A 16438-nucleotide genomic window follows, 5' to 3' on the forward strand; every position below is an offset into this window, starting at 1 on the left:
CAGAGCATGAAGCGCAGCCGATTTTCGGAAGAACAGATCATCGGGATTTTGAAGGAGCATGAGGCCGGCGTATCGGTCGCCGATCTGTGCCGCAAGCATGGCGTTAGCGACGCCAGCATCTACAAATGGAAAGCCAAGTTCGGTGGGATGGAGGTCTCGGAGGCCAAGCGGCTGAAGACGCTGGAGGACGAGAACACGCGGCTGAAACGGCTGCTGGCCGACGCCATGCTGGACAACGCGGCCTTGAAGGACCTCTTGGGAAAGAAGTGGTGACGTCCGCGGCCAAGCGGAAAGCTGTCGCGCATCTCGTGGATGCCCACGGGATGAGCGAACGGCGGGCGTGTAAAGCCATCGGCTGCTGCCGCATGACCATGAGATACCAGACAACTCGGGCGGACGAAGCCGGCCTTCGCCGGCGCATGAGGGCGATCGCCCAGGAGCGCCGTCGCTTCGGCTATCGGCGCCTGCACGTTCTGCTCAAGCGGGAGGGCTACGTGATCAACCACAAGAAGCTGTTCCGGCTCTACCGGGAAGAGAGGCTTGCGGTGCGTCGCCGTGGCGGCCGCAAGCGGGCGATCGGGACCCGGGCGCCGATGACGGTGGCGATGGCGCCGAACGACCGCTGGTCGCTCGACTTCGTGTCGGATCAGCTCACCGATGGCCGCCGCTTCCGCATCCTTACCGTCGTCGATGATTGCACCCGCGAATGCCTGGCGCTGGTGGCCGACACCTCGCTCTCCGGCACCCGCGTGGCGCGGGAGCTGGACCGGCTGGTGATGGAGCGCGGCAAGCCGAAGATGGTGGTCAGCGACAACGGCAGCGAGTTCACCAGTAACGCCATCCTCAGCTGGGCCGACCAGAGCCGTGTCGACTGGCACTACATCGCGCCGGGCAAGCCCATGCAGAATGCCTTCATCGAGAGCTTCAACGGCCGGCTGCGCGATGAATTGCTGAACGAGACGCTATTCACGTCGCTGGCCCAAACCCGCGTCGCGCTCGGATGCTGGCGCGCCGATTACAACGACGCACGACCACACTCGCGGCTCGGATGGAAGACGCCGTCCGAGTTCGCCTTCACCTGCCACCCGCGCCGGGATCTGGCGCTGCGCTATGCCGAAGGCTCCGCGCCAGCTCCCGTCGCTCCCACCGCCCAACCGGGCAAATCCAACGACCGGGGCGAACTCAAAACTGGATAAAATTTGGGGGCAAGGTCAACGGGGACAGCTCTACGAGCTGCATGGGTCCGCCGAGGCCGATACGACGCGAATAGATGGGGTTACGCTTGGCGGGAGTGCCCTGCGAGAGCCCCGCCCAACCTCCAATGCTATGCTGTTGGCCGAGACCCGGCAGGTCAACCGCGAGAGCAACCGACGTTATGGCAGTCCCGGCTCCACACGCAGTGCTGTGGACGCAGGGACGTGAGCCAACCGTGGCCGGATCTAATGGCTGATTGTGGCGGCATGGCTTTCGAGCAATTAGGCGCCGCTACGTCGGGTCCACGACACCGATAGTTATCACAATCTGCCTAATGGCGCGGATCCTGGTCGCACGGAATTTCGCCACCGCAGCTCTTAACCGCTACCGGCATGAACCTCTTAAGCCGCAAGATCGTCGGTTGGGTAATGCGCAACCATATGCGGATCCACCTCGGCGCTTCCGCGCTGTCGATGGCAATCCGCTAGCAGTGGACGTTGGCCGGATTGATCCATCATTCCGATCGCGGCGTGCAGGCGGCAAAGCAACGATAGTGCGTGGCGCACTACTTCCGCCACATCTCCCGCGAGGGCAAGCACGTTGTTTGCGCGCCGAGCTTCGCGCTGCCGCGCGAACCTTGGGAATTGCAACAGGGCATCTTGGAGCGCGTCGTGCGCTCGGCCAGCGTGTCGATTGCCGAGCTGCCAAGACCCAAAGTCCGGTCACCGCTCAATCGGCCGCTTCGCAGGACGCTCACTGATCATAATCTCCGGCGAGACAAAGCCCTGGCCCGCCGGCGTGCACACGCCCCTTGCGCAAGCAGGCCATTGGCTCGCGGCGTAGCGCCGCATGATCTGAGCGGAAAAGGCCTGATGGATAGCTTCGTGACTGATCGCATTGTCGTGGCGTCAGGGGATTCAATCGGCAAACGTCGGGCAATCTGCTCAGGGTTTCAAGCTTTGGCCCATCCCCCAGCTTAGCACGACCCATGCCGGCGGCCTTATGGAACGGCGGGATCAGGAACGGGATCCCGCTTGGAGCCTCGACGACGCCGGCAAAGTCGCTCTTCCACAAAGCGCTCAAGGTGGTGTTGAGCTTGACGTCCGATGGCCGTGCAGCTCGCGATCCGCTCATGCTCAGTCAACGAGAGCTACCGTTCGGAGAGCGCCTTGCCGAAGATCTGAACATCGGTGGTGGCATGCCCTCCCGCCTTTCGGAAGTGCCAGCAGGGCTGGACGCCCCAACGACTGTCCACACCGAGAGTTGGGACTGTTCGGGCACTCGTACTGTGCGGAACGTGCGACTCTCGCCGATCACGTATGGCACAGACTGAATATCGCTTAACCCGCGAGCATTAAATTATACGCCACGTTCTTCAGTGACACTGCGGGGTTAAATGATCGCGTTTCCGTTGTAGCCAATCGTTCCTCAACTCCTCTCCCGTTCGCCAAATCAGCCAATACATGTAGTCCTTAATCTCGCCTTCCTCCTCCATCATAATCGATACGTCCGCTTCATAGTGCGCGCATGCATATTGTGAGACCAGGCCCTTATCCAGCGCCCATTGCTCCACAAGCGCACACAAAAAGTCCGGCGCCCACATTGCAAAAGACAGGCCGTGTGCCACTCTGGCGATGATTGCCGACAGGCCCTGTCCTCTAAGTTCCTCCCGAATCCAATAATCTCCGTGATAGGCAACCTTCCCCGTTATAGTCTTCGCGCTTGGAGCTCTGCAGATGCAACGGGAATGGCGATCAGCATGTACGATTGGATCGGCATAGAACGCCTGTAACGATTGAAAGTGATCTGCTAGATTGCTGCCTGAAAGATCGTAGAGGCGCTGCGCAGCCAAGATAGCGACAGCGTTTTCACGATCAACGCCCATGATCCAATAGCCATTTCCCGGAGCAATTGGCGAGAGATCTGGCACGAAAGTGGGTCCAGTGGGGCTCTTTGTTGGAGTCGTCTGAGTAATTCGGATATACTCGTGAAAATCGAAACCTATCCGCAAGTTAATGCCTTTCTCAGAGAGGGCCTCATCGCGAATTGGGATAGAGCGAGAAAAGCGAAACGGATCTACTAAGCACGGCATTTTCTAACCCTCTTCCTAACGTGATGAGGTGCATCCAAGCCACGCGGACCCCTGCAATACACTGTTGCCAGTGCATTGGTACACTACCGATCTTTGGAGGATGAGAGAGGCGCGAATGGTGTGGCCGCTTGCGGCGTGCGCAAAGCAACTCGGACAGTATGTGTCGAACAAGACCTGTAGCGACGCGCTATTGGCGCACATATGAACTTCAGATGCATATCGATCTCCAAAAGATCAGACAGGGGTAGGCTGCTATTTGCTCGCTCTCGGTCGGGGGATATATCCCATGGCGGAATCGATTGTAGAAGCTTGATGTGGCGAAGAGGTCGCGCCGGGCCGCAACACCTGAAAGGAGCAGGTTGCGATGGGGATTCGAAACGAACGATCACACCGTTCTGGACGAGCGCCGTTGCTGTCACCGGGACGACCGCCAGCAGCGGGGCGATCTGCGCTCCAGAGATCGTGGTTGGGGATCGCGCAGGGATGACAGCGAGGATGCTGCATTGGCGGCTGGTATGTCGCAGCCTGCCGGAACCAGATTGTTCCGACAGGCGGGCGGCATGGCACCAGGGAGGTTCAGAACTTTCGACCAAGCCTCCGTCCGAGCGGTACCTCTCGTTTGCGGAACGTGAGGAGATTGCACTTCTTCGCGTTAAGGGCCCTTCGGGCCGCGAGATTCGACGCCGACTTGGCCGGTCCGCCTCGACCGTCTCCCGTGAGCTACGACGCAATGCCGCGACGCGCAGCGGCGGCCTGGAGTATCGTGCATCGACAGCCCAATGGCACGCCGAACGATCGGCCCGTCGACTCAAACCAAGCAAGCTTGCGCCTATCACAACCTTGCGCACATATTTGGAGCAACGACTGGCCGACGTTGTCACGCCCAGAGTGGCGCTCCCGTTCCTCGTCCCGGCTGTTCCGTGGAAAGGCCACCGGCACGGCCCCCGCAAAGATCGGCGATCGGCAAAGGTTGGACCACAGAGCAGATTGCCCAACGCCTGCCGATCGACTTCCCGGACGACAAGACGATGTGCATCAGCCACGAAGCCATCTATCGAGCCCTCTTTTCAGGAGCGGGGAGCACTACGCCGCGAACTGTCGGCCTACTTGCGAACGGGGCGCGTGTTACCGGTCCCCAGGGCGCATGCACTCAGGCGGGCAAGAGCGTTGCTCTCGCCGGAGATCAATGATCAGTCACTCCCCGCCGAATCGGCCGATCGCCCGGTGCCGGGGCACTGGGAGCAAGACCTCATACTCGGTCTGGCAGCTCGGCGATTGGCACGCTGGTTGAGCGCACGACACGCTTCACAACGTTGCTGCATCTTCGCCGGCTTGCGAGGGATGGCGAAGCTCGGCGCATGAAGAATGGGGCTGCTCTAGCAGGAGACGGAGCTGAAGTGGTGCGCGTCGCGATTTTCGCGCAAACGGCGCATCGCAACCGTCGGCATCCAGGAAAGCCGAAGAGTGGACCGTATGGCGACGAGAAGAGGCCTCGTCACACGGGCGAGATCATCTCGGAATGCAGGGCGGGATCGAGCAGAATCCGCAGGACAGGAAATTTATCTTGACAGATGACCGCTTTCCAAACCAGCTGGTCCCGTTGTCAACTGACGGTATTCCATGGGACAGCGCCGACGGCCCTCCCAACCCGGTCAGGCTATGGCCTCCATGGGTGCCGAGCCCCACCAGGGCCGCCCATTTGACCGACGCTGCACCACGATCTTGATGGATCGCGCAGCAGCCTCCACTTGCCAATGATCTGCTCGTAGAGGCAGAGCCTGGCAAGCACAGACTTGCTTGGCAATTATCCCCAATGGGCGCCGCTCTGTTCTAGTCAGGCTATATGATAAGGGCGCACCTGCCTCTCAAAATATCGGCGATTGTGCGGACCCAGCGGCAATGGACCACCCGTATTCGCCACAAGCCCCCGGTGCGGAGATTCGACCCCTTTTACTAATTGACCAACTCCCGTGCCAGAATGCAAATTTGCGAGAACCTGACGAACAAGAGCTATACGCTCTACTCCAAACCGCCCACTATCGAAACTGATATGCTCAGTGCCTGGTTCGATAACGCAGGATCGGCTGCCTCTTCCAGGCCGGTGTAATGCAGCTCCCGCATAGAGCGCGAAGGATGCACCATTGGCGCAAATACGACCGCATTAGATTCGATACACCCAGCTCATCGCTCGCGACGCCCTTACGGCGTATGGGATGTTTAGCCTCCGTACAGCCGAACCCTATCTTCATCTAGAACACGGCATCGACTGCTTTGGCCGTATTATCGATGATGATATCGGCCTCCTTCATTGTTAAGCAAAGCGGGGGGGCAAACCCGAGAATATCCCCTTGCGGTAGAGCCCGGCCGATAACGCCACGCTCAAATAGGGCGGCGACCACCTGCCCACCAACCTCTTCCGATGGATCGAAAAGAACGCGGTCATCCTTGTCTCTTAGAAACTCGACCGCGGCCATGAGCCCGTCCCCGCGTACCTCCCCAACGTTTCCGTGGCCATCGAGCACCTCAGACAATCCTGCGCGGAGATAGGCCCCGGTGTCGCGAGCATTGGCAAGCAAGCCCATCTCGTCGATCAGTTCAAGATTTGCAATGCCCGCGGCCGCGCAGACTGGATGCGCGGAATAAGTCCACCCATGTCCCATCATTCCGAGTTGATCAGAGCCCTTCACGAGCACCTGCCAAATCTTGTCGGAGACGATGACAGCGGATAGGGGTACGTAGGCGGAGGTGAGACCTTTCGATATGGTGATTAGGTCTGGCCTAATACCGTAGTGCTCAGAACCAAACATGGTGCCAAGGCGGCCAAATCCTGTGACGACCTCGTCCGCAATTAGCAAAATGTCATATTTTCTCAGCACGAACTGCACCCTCTCCCAGTAACTAGTGGGCGGCGGCACGACACCACCGGCACCTAAGAGGGGCTCTCCAATAAATGCCGCAACCGTATCGGGCCCCTCGGCCAAAATCATTTCTTCGAGCTTGTCGGCGCACGCTTGGGCGAATTGCTCTTCACTCAAGGCCAAGTCGGTACGCCTGAAATAATACGGGGCCTCAGTGTGCAGAATTGGCGCACGCGGCAGGTCAAAAGCGGTGTGGTACACTTCGAGCCCCGTCAGCGATCCCGTCATGACGCCTGACCCGTGATACCCACGCCAGCGGGAAATGATCTTTTTCTTCTCCGGCCGGCCCAACACGTTGTTGTAGTACCACACCAGCTTGATGTTGGTTTCATTCGCATCAGAACCCGAGAGGCCGAAGTAGACTCGGCTCATGCCGACTGGCGCACGATCAACAATCATTTTTGATAACCTGATTGGGGCTTCCGTGCCGTAGCCGATATAAGCGTGATAGTAGGCAAGCTCCTTGGCTTGCTTTGCAATTGCGTCGGCAATCTTCTGGCGACCGTATCCGACATTCACACAAAAGAGACCTGCGGAGGCGTCGAGGCTTGTTCGCCCCGTCGTGTCCGTGATGTAAACTCCATCTCCTCGGCCAATCACGTACGCTGGAAAGTCGCCGCGCGCATGCGCTCCAGCATGCGTCGCCGGATGGAAAAAGTGAGCGCGGTCCCAGGTGTCAAGTTCACTAGAGCTTCCGAACATTTGGTCTTTCGTCCTCTCTCATATGTTGCCTCGCAGCGTTTTGAGACATCTAGCCGGAAATTGCAGTGTTCGCCCTACCAGTCGGCTATAGAAGACTCGGTGATAGGGTGAACCTGCCATGGTTAGTAGTCAGCGCGATAAGCAGTCGGGGGCCGACCTTCTCCTGGTTTTTGCAGTTGAACACTGAAGTCATTCATAGATGTCCACCATGCGGCGCTAAGGAGGTGAATGTAGGGTCGAAAGATAATCACCATTCAGCACCTACAAGGCTACCGGCTCGACGGCCCTTGCTCAGGCTGCGACGATTGCCCACCGCTTCACCAGAAAATGGCACACGAGAGAGTGAACGTGGCGACCCGGAGCGCGCTAGTCCGAGCACGAACGAAATGAAAGTAACCGGGCACCGATCTGTCCCGCCGTGACATGTTGATCGAGTCGCCAAACAAGTTGGACTCGTGATCCTGATTGCATTACTCGCTGGACCTGACGTGTCTCTGGACTACAACGCGATCTGCATCGTTGATCGGCGCCGAATGAAAGGACTGCACCAAAAATGTGTCAGAGCCAAATTTGCAGGCTGATTGACAGGCCGATCAGTCCCCTTTGAATGTCTCGAAAGGTGCAGTTGCTGCTGGCATATCGGTGATTGCGTCGCTGCTGGGCCACGCCCCACCTTTTCCTTGCGAGTAGGGCCGAGAGTAAGAGTGCCGGCTTGGGTTTGTCCTGCCAGGTTCTGAGCTGCGAGAAAGGCTCGCGGCCCGTCGCGAAGATCCGCGATATCCAGACACTATCCTCAGGCGCGCACCCGAGAGGACCAGCAAACGTTATGACGAGATCAACAACAAGATCATCGCCGAGCTGGAGGCCGGCAGAGTGCCCTGGGTGCAGCCGTGGGGCAGGGGGGCGGCGAAGGCGCCTTTGGCTCTGCCGAAAAGTGCTGCAACCGGCCGTCAATATAACGGCATCAACATTCTGATCCTCTGGGGAGCTGCCATTGAACGCGCCTTCACCGGCCAGAGCTGGCTGACATTCCGCCAGGCGTTGTCGCTCGGCGGACACGTCCGCAAGGGCGAACTCGGCACAATTGTCGCCTATGCCGGCCGCTTTGTGCCGGCGGACGAACGGCGGCGTGCGAGCGAGAACGGCGAGGAAGCGCAGGCCGTGCCGTTTCCCAAGCGATTCAATGTCCTCCGTCGACAGGCGCATAGTTATACCCCGCTGCACGCAGACGTGCGCGAGCCCGACCGTAAATTTGTGGATGTCTCCGGTGAAATCCGACGGAGCCTCCGTAGAAATTCCCTTCAACGAGGGCTCGATCGCGCAGATCTCCTCAGAGCCTGACTCAAAAAGCGTTTTCAGGCTCTAGCGAGGCGGCGAGTTGTGAGCCTCAAATGGGCAGCAAGCAGCCAGGCGAGCTCGGTGGCAGCAGAACCTTCGAAGTCTTTGGAGAGGCGCCGGCACCTGCGAGCCATGCAAAGGTACGCTCGACGACCCAGCGCCTGGGCGGGAGTTGGAAGCCCTTGATGCCGGGCGGTCGCTCGACGATCTCGATCGTCCACGGTCCGCAGTCGGAGAGTGCGTTGACGAGCTGCTTACCGCGATAAATCCGATCGGCAAAGACATGCTCAAGCCTTGGGAAGCGGTCTCGCAGCTGCTCCAACAGAGGAACGGCGCCATGGACATCCTGGATGTTGGCGGGTGGACATCCGCGGCCAACAGAAGACCGTTGGTGTCCGTCACGATATGGCGCTTGCGCCCATGGAGGCGCTTGCCAGCATCAAAGCCACGTAGCCCGCCGGCCTCCGTCGTAGAGGCGGGCTTGCCATCGATGACGGCAGCTGTCGGTTTGAGCTTTCGGCCAAGCTTCCGGCGTGCCTTGCGAACCAAAAATTCGACGATCTCCTGCCATCTGCCGGTGTCGCGCCAAGCGTAAAAATAGCCTTGCACTGTCGAGTAGGGCGGGAACTCCTTCGGCAAAGCTCGCCATTGGCAGCCGCTCGACAGAATATAGAACATCGCCTGCACGATCTCGCGCAGATCGACCTTCCGCAGCCGGCCCAATGTCGCGGCGGCATCTTCCGAGCGATCAACGCCCACTCCGCATCGGTCAGATCACTTGTGTAACGCAGTCCACTGCGCTGATACTGGATACGAGCGGCGTTGGTCCACGGCAAGGTGGCCTCCCTCGAAAAATCCGAAGGAATCATAGGCCAGCCAAAACCGCTCACCCTTTTTCGGTCAGGCTCTCAGGAGTTACAGCTCGGCGCTCAAGTCCCCTTTCGCGAGGAGCGCCAAGACCCGAGCTGCAGCGTCGAATTCGACCGTGCTGCAATGATAGTGAAGGATGCCGCGTTCCTCGCAATCGATCGCGATTTGTTCCTCCCGGGCTATCTGCATGAGATGGGATCGGGCTTCGATCGAGAGGCGCGCCGTCGTGATCGTGTTGTCTTCGTATTTAGGGATGGACGCAACGAACTGCGCCATCCATGACAGTGTGTGCCAGTCGGCCCTCCGACTAACGAGGGGCAGGGCTCCCGGCGTGAACATCCATTTTATCCCCTTCAGGACCGTGGCCCAATTGTTCCACACCTCGGCATTCGAAGCCGAGAGCTGTCCACCATCGGCGTAGGATGTTTTCAATCGCAGGATAAGGCTGACGATCGAAGACGGTTACCTCACAGCCACGCCTGGCAAGGTTGTATGCGATCGTGATGCCAGTAATACCCGCGCCGATGACGGCCACGCCGGAATTTTGGTGCCTGATCATAGGTGCTCCTTTCCCGCAATGCGGGTTCATTGACACCCCTCTGTCATTGGCCTGAGAGCTTCACCGCGCCCAGTCATTTGGGCTGCGACTTTCACCATCGGCGCAGGACCGTCGTCCTACTTTTCAGAGTTTAACTTTCGAAAAAGCGGTACTTTTGCCTGAGAGTTTCCGGGGCGGTTGCTCCGTCGGCGCCGGTCTGGCACTGGGGCCAGACCGATCTCTCCCGCTCATCCTGAAATCACGCAGCGATACAGCTACCCCTCAAGCCTGGCTTGTGTGGTTGCGACTGGAGTCTCAGGCAAGTAGAACATCCAACATTCTCTCGATATCTCGCCAAAGATCTTCAGCACTTTCCAGGCCAAGGTTTAGCCGGATATAGCTTACATCCATGCTCAGGGGCATCGATTGCCGCTCGACGCTCATCGGTGCCACAACGCTTCGCGTTCCCCCCAAGACGCACCTATGGCGAATGTTTTCAGCCGGTCGAGGGCGCGATTGACCTTACCGGCATCAGCGTTCCGTAGGAGGAGGATGAAAACCCCAGAACAACCGCAAACTCACGTTGCAAAGAGCATGGCCCGAGAAGGACGGAAGGCAGGGGTGCAAAACCGCGAAGCCTGCACTTTCCAAACGATGTGCAAACTGCTCGCTGAGGGCGCCAGCGTGTCTTAACCGAAGAGTCATCGTCTGGATGCCGCGCAAGGCGTGGGAGCAATCATCGGGGGAGACGCCTTCGCCCAAAGATCCCAAAGCCCCAAAGCGCGCGTAAAGATCAAGCTCATTGAGAATGATCGCACGGAGATGTATGTCGGAGTGACCACCTGCATATTTGGTAACAGCCTCGGCAACGATGTCTACGACGAGGTTAAGAGGTTTACAAAGCAGACCAGTGGCCCATGTATTGTCGCAGCCGAGGAATGCGCCAGCCTTTCTGCATCTTGCCGCAATGGCGAGAATATCGCAGATCTCCATTGTTGTCGAACCGGGCGATTCGACCCAGACTAGTTTGGTCACGCCTGGTCGAATTCTGGCGTCGAGATCGGTAGGATCTGTCGGATCAAAATATTCGATCTCGGCGCCGAAGGACTGAAGGATGGTCCGCGCGAAGAGCTTCACTGGGGGATAGACGTTATCAGCGATCAACAAATGATCGCCATGGTTCAATAAGGCGAGCATGACGGTCGTTATCGCCGCCTGTCCCGAGGGCACGATGATCGAGCGGGCCGCGGGTGAATTTCCGCGAGTTGTCCCTCTAGCGCTCTCGTTGTGGGCGTTCCAGCGAGGCCATAAGTATAGCCGTCCGGCGATCGCGCCGCGCGCGCGACAAGCCGCAGCGTTTGGGAAAACAATCGTCGATGCCCGGTAGACCGGTACTGAGAGGCTGGCGAATCCATCAAGCGAAGCGGTGGGCGGTACCACACACCGCGTGCCGTTGCTATTTGAGCTCAAGTCCGTGACCACTTAAAATTCAACGATTCTGATTTGCCGCCGGGAATGATCAGGATCGTTCCCGGCGATAAGTACCTGACGGGAAAGAGCCGCGTGCTGTGCTGAGGCGCAAATGCGCGAGCGGCCCGAGCACTCATAGCGTCGCTAGCGATAGACGCTTCCGCAAAGCTCTTTCGCCGTCACATCGGTGGGCGTTGCTTCCCGCCCCGGGAAGCCGAAGCTCATGATGGTCTTAGCGATGACGCCCTCTCGATTTTTCTGGGCGAGACCTTGATCGATCAGGTCTCTGAAGCCTTTGTCCTCCGGACGAAAGCCAAAGGACGAGTAGTTGACCACCTGTTTGCCATCCACAACTTCCTTGAACGGCTCAGCGCGTTCCAATCCCTTGACGTTAGGATCCTTCAGGCTACCGATAATAGTGCGCGGCGCCGCCGACGCGGAGCGTAGGGTTATTCGCGATGTCCGTGAAGCTGTGAATCTCCTTCGGATTGCCCGGGAGAACCACAAGCGGGTCGCCAATTGCAAGATCGGCTCGGTGAAGATGACCTGTGACATCGCACGGGTGTTATCGCCATACCGGTTGCGACGACATCGGTGCGTTTGGACACCAGACTCGAAATCAATGCAGGAAATTCGACAATGGCAAAGTCGGCGTCATTAATGCTCATCGCAGCCAGAACAGCTCTCAGGATGTCAGGGTGGATTCCCGATACCGAACCATCTTCGTTTTTAAAGCCCCACCGCGCGACATTATATATTTTGGCTGCAAATGCGAAAGACAGCGCGCCTACCAGCAGGGCCCTTCTCGCGGTTCGGTAACTTTCCGTCCCTAAGCCCTCCTAGGTCGGTTTATCGGCGGGTCCATTAGGTGTGATTTTTTGTCAAATCAGCGTTGATAGGGCATAAAACACCTGAAATCCCAGGGGCTCGCAATCACCCAAGAGGCCGCCCATGGTCGCGGTTTGTGAAGGCAGCAGAGAAGCTGCGCAATGTCCTGCATCCGGCAGCGCCTATAACACCGCCATCAAGGCGGCGCTTGCAATCTCACGGCGCATTTCGCCGCAGGGCTCGCGCCACCACCAGCGCACCTCAAGGCGTCTGGCGGCGCCGGCAGCAGGCCGAGAGGACCGCAAACGATCCGGAAAGCCGGGACCACCAGCTATTGCCTTCCCAAAGCCCCCGCTGCGCATAATCGGCGTCAAGCTATGCTCCGCGAGAGGTGGAATTTGGTCAAGGCTTTCCGAAGGCAGCTCGGCTGGCCTCTTGCTCACGCCTGAACGATCTCGCGTTCACCGCGCCGATATATACGCGCCTGTTCGACGACAACGAAGGCTACAGCCTGCCCTCAGGTCGAGGTTGCGCAAGAATGGCGAGTGACTCGGCGGCCAAGCCGGCCCGTCCTGGGCTAGATCTCGATTGGAGCGCCAGATCCCGCCGATACTCGGCACCGCGGCCGCATCAGCCGGTTGTCCGCAACTGCCGATAGTCAAGCTACTCCCCGAGCAACACTCTCTCGATTGTGCGGCGCACACGCACTTTGCCGGGACCAAAATGGTAGTCTTTTATCACGCCGTCTTCCAGAGCGCGCTCGGCCAGCGTGGAGCGGTTCCGCTGCCGCAGATAGTCGTGCCACGTGTGGAAGTGATAACGCTCGATCCATATTTCCGGATCGGCCATGTTTCGGGCGATCGACCAGCCATAGGCGCCATTGCGCTGCCGGACGAGCCGAAGCTCCAGCATTTCTTGTCGAAACTGCGGCGCGTTTTTCTGCTCCACCCGATATTCGATTTCAATCACCACAGGCCCGTCGCGTCCCCTGACCGGCAACCGCACCTGCGGATCTTCGAGAAGGCTTCCCTCTTCGGCGCCTTCACCAACAGAAGGCATTCGAAATCTTAGACCGAGGAGGGGAGATGATAGCATCAGCGAGGCTGCAACAAGCAGGGCTGTTTCAACGCCGGCGATGTCGGTGAGGTGTCCCCACCCCCAGCTACCTACAGCAAGACCGCCGGATGCGGCGGCCTGGTAGGCCGCCAGAGACCGCGCGGCGACCCAGCGGGGTGCAGAAAGTTGTACGCCGATGTTCAGCAGCGTCCAAGACAGCGTCCACCCTGTACCAGCCAGAACCAATCCAAACGCAGCCAAGAACGGAGTGTGGCTGAGTGCCAGAACTGCAATACCCGCCGCCATGGAGAGCGCGCAGCACCTCATGGCGGCTTCGCTACTCAAGCGCTCGCGCACCAGTGAGATATTGGCCGCTCCCAGAATGGCTCCGAGGCCAAAGGCGCCCAGCATTACCCCGTACGTTGGTGCGCTGCCGAGGAGGCGATCACGTACGACCAGTGGCAACAGCGCCAGGATCGCTCCGCTGACCAACCCGAAGATGACCGTTCGGACCAACACGATCATAATAGGTGGCGAATTCGTGATGTAGCGGACCCCCAAAAGGATGGCATGCCCAAGCCGTTCCGGCGGGAGGCGAGACCGCTCGCTTGCGCGCTTCCACAAATAGAGCGCCGCGAAAAGTGGCACGAACGAGATCGTATTAAATGCGAACGCGGCCACAGTCCCGGCGGAGGCCACTATGATGCCGCCGATTGCTGGACCGGCGCTCCGGGCGATGTTGTAGCTGATGCCGTTCAAGGCGACTGCTGCCGGCAGAGCCTCCGCTGGCACCTGCTCGCCCACTGCCGCCTGCCATGCGGGTCCCAACATCGCGGTGCCACACCCGGCTGCAAAGCAGAGCCCAAGCAGAAGGTCCGGCGTAAGCAATCCTAACCAAGCGAGTATCGCTAGGGTCGCGCTGGCGGCCAAGGCAATGCCGAGTGAAATCAATGCCACGACGCGCCGATCATGCAGGTCTGCGATTGCACCGGCCGGAATGGCAATCAGCATCACCGGGAGCCCCAGAGCCGTTTGGACCAGGGCAACCCGGTCCGCTGACCTCGACATCTCCGTCATCGCCCATGCCACCCCGACGCCCTGGACCAGGCTGCCGAGATTTGAGATCAGGCTCGCGAACCAAATACGGCGGAATGTGTGGTGACGCAGAGGGGCAAGAATGCGACCTGCCCTGGCGGAGCGGAGGTGGCCTTCAGGCTCAGACGAACCCGGCTCCGTTGCTTCCGTTTTCGATCGGCCTTTCGGCTCCCCCGGATCCGGGGCGGAGCCAGTCAATGAGCGAAGCGAGCTATCTGGACACACGAACATCTGCCTTTCGGCGGACCTTTCGCGATCCTACCGATTCACGCATCAAAGAGAATACCAAGACCCACCGCAGAATTGCACTGATGACGACCCTCTCGACGGCGGATTGCTGCGCCTGGGAAAATCTGCCCCTAAGCTGACGCTTGAGGGATTCACTTGCGTGGCCGCAATCTGCATCGGTCGGACGGGGGCATGTATATAACAGCCTTTCGAGAGCCGCACCTGCTTGGGAAGGTGGTGAACAACCGCCGCGCGCCGTCTTACGGCCACCACAAACGTGTGTCGGGCCTATTTGATTGTCGAACAGGCCCGCATGATAAGCCTCATGCTGAAGGACGACAAAGCTGTCCAGGGCGAGATCATGACCCTGAGCCTGCAGGCCAAGTGCGTGCGCATCATCGCCGAGACCAACCGCTCCAACGAGAACGCCCCCAGCCAACGCATCTATGTGGGCCGGGCCGAGATTGGGGCAGCCTGGTCGAAGCGAGGCGTGATTACCTCTCGCTCAAGCTCGACGATCCCTCCTTCAACGCGCCGATCTACGCCAACCTGTTCGACGACGAAGGCGGCGAAGGCTACAACCTGCTCTGGTCACGGCCCCGCGAGAACGGCGAGTAACTTCGTCCGCCAAGCCCCGCCCGGTTAGCCGGGCGGGCAGCCTTTCCCGCTATACGAAACTGAAGGCTTTGGACCCCAATTTGATAGGCGGCGAGAACGATGCTTAAGCTGCCCGTGTCGGGCGGCGCGGGCCGCGCGTTTCTTCCTGGTGCCTCTTACGGCGGCTGCAAGAGGTTCGGACGAGGGCAGGCGGCAAGCCTGGCCGCGTCGCGAATGCTAGGCGGGCGCGCTCGCAGCGCCATGGTCAAGGCGAGGCTGGTGCGACGAACGAGGTCGCCAGGGGCGTTGCGGCCCATCTAGGTTACCTGTAGCGAGACGGCGCGACCCGGGGCGGAGCGCCGGGCAAACTCTTTGGCGCTGTCGGAGAGGAAGCCGACGGCCGCGCCTTCGCCGCACGCTGTGAAGGCGACCGGCATCACTTCCGCTTCATCGTGTCGCCTGATAATGCAAGCGAGCTCGCAATTTTGCAGAGCTTCACCCGTGAGCTCATGGACCAGGCCTCCCGCGACCTCGGATCCCGGCTTGACTGGGTTGCGGTCGACCACTGGAACACCGAGCACCCGCACATCCATATCTTCGTACCGGCCGCGCCGACGACGGCAAAGATCTCGTGATTAGCCGCGATTATATCACCCGAGGCCTGCGCGCGCGCCGCTGATCTCGTCACCCTCGAGTTCGGTCCACGCTCCGATCTTGAAATCCGCTAAGCCTTTGAAGCCGAAGTCACCGCAGAGCGATGGACCAGGCACGACCGGATGTTGGCCCGTCAAGCCGCAGGCGCGGAAGGCCTCCTTGAAGCGCGTTTGCAATCGTCGACGCGATCGATGGCCGCCTCCATCATCTCAAACTGCCCGACATCGATGCTGCCGGCGATGGGCGGCTTGGTGGTATCGTCGAGCTTCGGCGCTTCGAGGACGCCACAGGCCGGGCGCGCGCACCGCCCTTGCGATTAGGTCGGAGCTCATGCTCGACAAACAGATTGTTGCGGAAGGCGCGACATGGCTCGATCGCCAGCTTGGCGCGCGAGAGCCTGCCGAACTCTCGCGAGCCGGCTTTGGCGCGGAAGTCCGAATCGCCTTGGAACAGCGGATCGACGTGCTGACCGCGAAAGGACTCGCCCAGCGCGACGTCAACAAAGTCCGGCTCGGCCGCAATCTGATGGAGACCTTGCGAAACCGTGAGCTCGATCTCGTCGGTCGCCGTCTTGCCGAAGAGACCGGGCTATCGCAAAAGCCCGCCGAATCCGGTGAACAAGTTTCCGGCATTTACCGCCGAAGGCTGTCCCCGGCCTCGGGACGCTTTGCCATGATTGATAATGGCCTCGGCTTTGAGCTCGTTCCCTGGATCCCCTCGCTTGAGCATGAATTGGGCAGGCAAGTCAGCAGCATCGCAGGGTCGGGAAGCGTCGATTGGTCCTTTGGGCGCAAACGCGGCCTTTCGCGTTGATAGCCGCCTTGGGAGGTCCAGCCGTATGCATGAAAGCGCTCTTGG

General features: G+C 59.7%; 10 protein-coding genes, 4 pseudogenes and 1 riboswitch. Of the genes and pseudogenes, 6 read left to right on the forward strand and 8 right to left on the reverse strand.

The window, feature by feature from the left end:
• Window positions 1–6 precede the first annotated feature (6 nt).
• Window positions 7–1196, forward strand: a protein-coding gene (locus BDOA9_RS34310; protein ID WP_152033764.1) for an IS3 family transposase whose coding sequence is annotated in 2 segments (ribosomal slippage) — window positions 7–253 and window positions 253–1196 — 1191 coding nt in all. Because the reading frame shifts where the segments join, the coding sequence is not laid out codon by codon here.
• Window positions 1197–2569: 1373 nt separating this feature from the next.
• Here the strand turns inward: BDOA9_RS34310 and BDOA9_RS34320 are convergent.
• Complete coding sequence (locus BDOA9_RS34320; protein ID WP_152033725.1) at window positions 2570–3124, reverse strand: hypothetical protein; 555 nt, start codon at window positions 3122–3124, stop codon at window positions 2570–2572.
• Window positions 3125–3650: 526 nt separating this feature from the next.
• Here BDOA9_RS34320 and BDOA9_RS37140 point away from each other — a divergent pair.
• Window positions 3651–4611 (forward strand): annotated as a pseudogene (locus BDOA9_RS37140) (transposase); the annotation flags it as partial.
• A gap of 924 nt (window positions 4612–5535) precedes the next feature.
• Here BDOA9_RS37140 and BDOA9_RS34325 read toward each other — a convergent pair.
• Window positions 5536–6906, reverse strand: coding sequence for an aminotransferase (locus tag BDOA9_RS34325; protein WP_025038480.1), 1371 nt, complete (start codon window positions 6904–6906; stop codon window positions 5536–5538).
• A 789-nt stretch (window positions 6907–7695) separates the two neighbouring features.
• On the opposite strand from BDOA9_RS34325, the pseudogene BDOA9_RS38410 reads away from it, so the two are divergent.
• Window positions 7696–8094: pseudogene (locus BDOA9_RS38410) on the forward strand (ArdC-like ssDNA-binding domain-containing protein); the annotation flags it as partial.
• A gap of 167 nt (window positions 8095–8261) precedes the next feature.
• Here BDOA9_RS38410 and BDOA9_RS34335 read toward each other — a convergent pair.
• Window positions 8262–9080 (reverse strand): annotated as a pseudogene (locus BDOA9_RS34335) (IS5 family transposase).
• Between BDOA9_RS34335 and BDOA9_RS39660 the strand changes: the two are divergent.
• Window positions 9067–9396 (forward strand): hypothetical protein, encoded by a 330-nt coding sequence (locus BDOA9_RS39660; protein WP_244521656.1) that lies wholly within the window; start codon window positions 9067–9069, stop codon window positions 9394–9396. The pseudogene BDOA9_RS34335 and the gene BDOA9_RS39660 overlap by 14 nt on opposite strands.
• Before the next feature lie 25 nt (window positions 9397–9421).
• On the opposite strand, the gene BDOA9_RS40220 is transcribed toward BDOA9_RS39660, so the two are convergent.
• From BDOA9_RS40220 to BDOA9_RS34355, 5 genes are all read right to left on the reverse strand, one after another.
• Window positions 9422–9703, reverse strand: coding sequence for an FAD-dependent oxidoreductase (locus tag BDOA9_RS40220; RefSeq protein WP_445291831.1), 282 nt, complete (start codon window positions 9701–9703; stop codon window positions 9422–9424).
• A gap of 106 nt (window positions 9704–9809) precedes the next feature.
• A riboswitch (glycine riboswitch) is annotated at window positions 9810–9909 on the reverse strand.
• A 274-nt stretch (window positions 9910–10183) separates the two neighbouring features.
• On the reverse strand, window positions 10184–11134 hold the full coding sequence (locus BDOA9_RS34345) for a trans-sulfuration enzyme family protein (RefSeq protein ID WP_082847967.1): 951 nt from the start codon (window positions 11132–11134) through the stop codon (window positions 10184–10186).
• A gap of 132 nt (window positions 11135–11266) precedes the next feature.
• On the reverse strand, window positions 11267–11677 hold the full coding sequence (locus tag BDOA9_RS38415) for a hypothetical protein (protein ID WP_025038484.1): 411 nt from the start codon (window positions 11675–11677) through the stop codon (window positions 11267–11269).
• A complete protein-coding gene (locus tag BDOA9_RS40225) occupies window positions 11572–11919 on the reverse strand; it encodes a transporter substrate-binding domain-containing protein (protein WP_082847969.1) in 348 nt (115 codons plus the stop codon). The genes BDOA9_RS38415 and BDOA9_RS40225 overlap by 106 nt, the downstream gene beginning before the upstream one ends.
• Window positions 11920–12613: 694 nt before the next feature.
• On the reverse strand, window positions 12614–14185 hold the full coding sequence (locus BDOA9_RS34355; RefSeq protein WP_244521646.1) for an MFS transporter: 1572 nt from the start codon (window positions 14183–14185) through the stop codon (window positions 12614–12616).
• 532 nt (window positions 14186–14717) lie between these two features.
• On the opposite strand from BDOA9_RS34355, the pseudogene BDOA9_RS34360 reads away from it, so the two are divergent.
• A pseudogene (locus tag BDOA9_RS34360) lies at window positions 14718–14947 on the forward strand (DUF736 domain-containing protein).
• A 963-nt stretch (window positions 14948–15910) separates the two neighbouring features.
• Window positions 15911–16393 carry a DUF3363 domain-containing protein gene (locus BDOA9_RS40065; RefSeq protein ID WP_025038488.1) on the forward strand — a complete coding sequence of 161 codons (483 nt, stop codon included), beginning with the start codon at window positions 15911–15913 and terminating at the stop codon, window positions 16391–16393.
• Window positions 16394–16438: the final 45 nt, after the last annotated feature.

It is taken from the genome of Bradyrhizobium sp. DOA9, assembly GCF_000617845.2.
Lineage (GTDB): Bacteria > Pseudomonadota > Alphaproteobacteria > Rhizobiales > Xanthobacteraceae > Bradyrhizobium.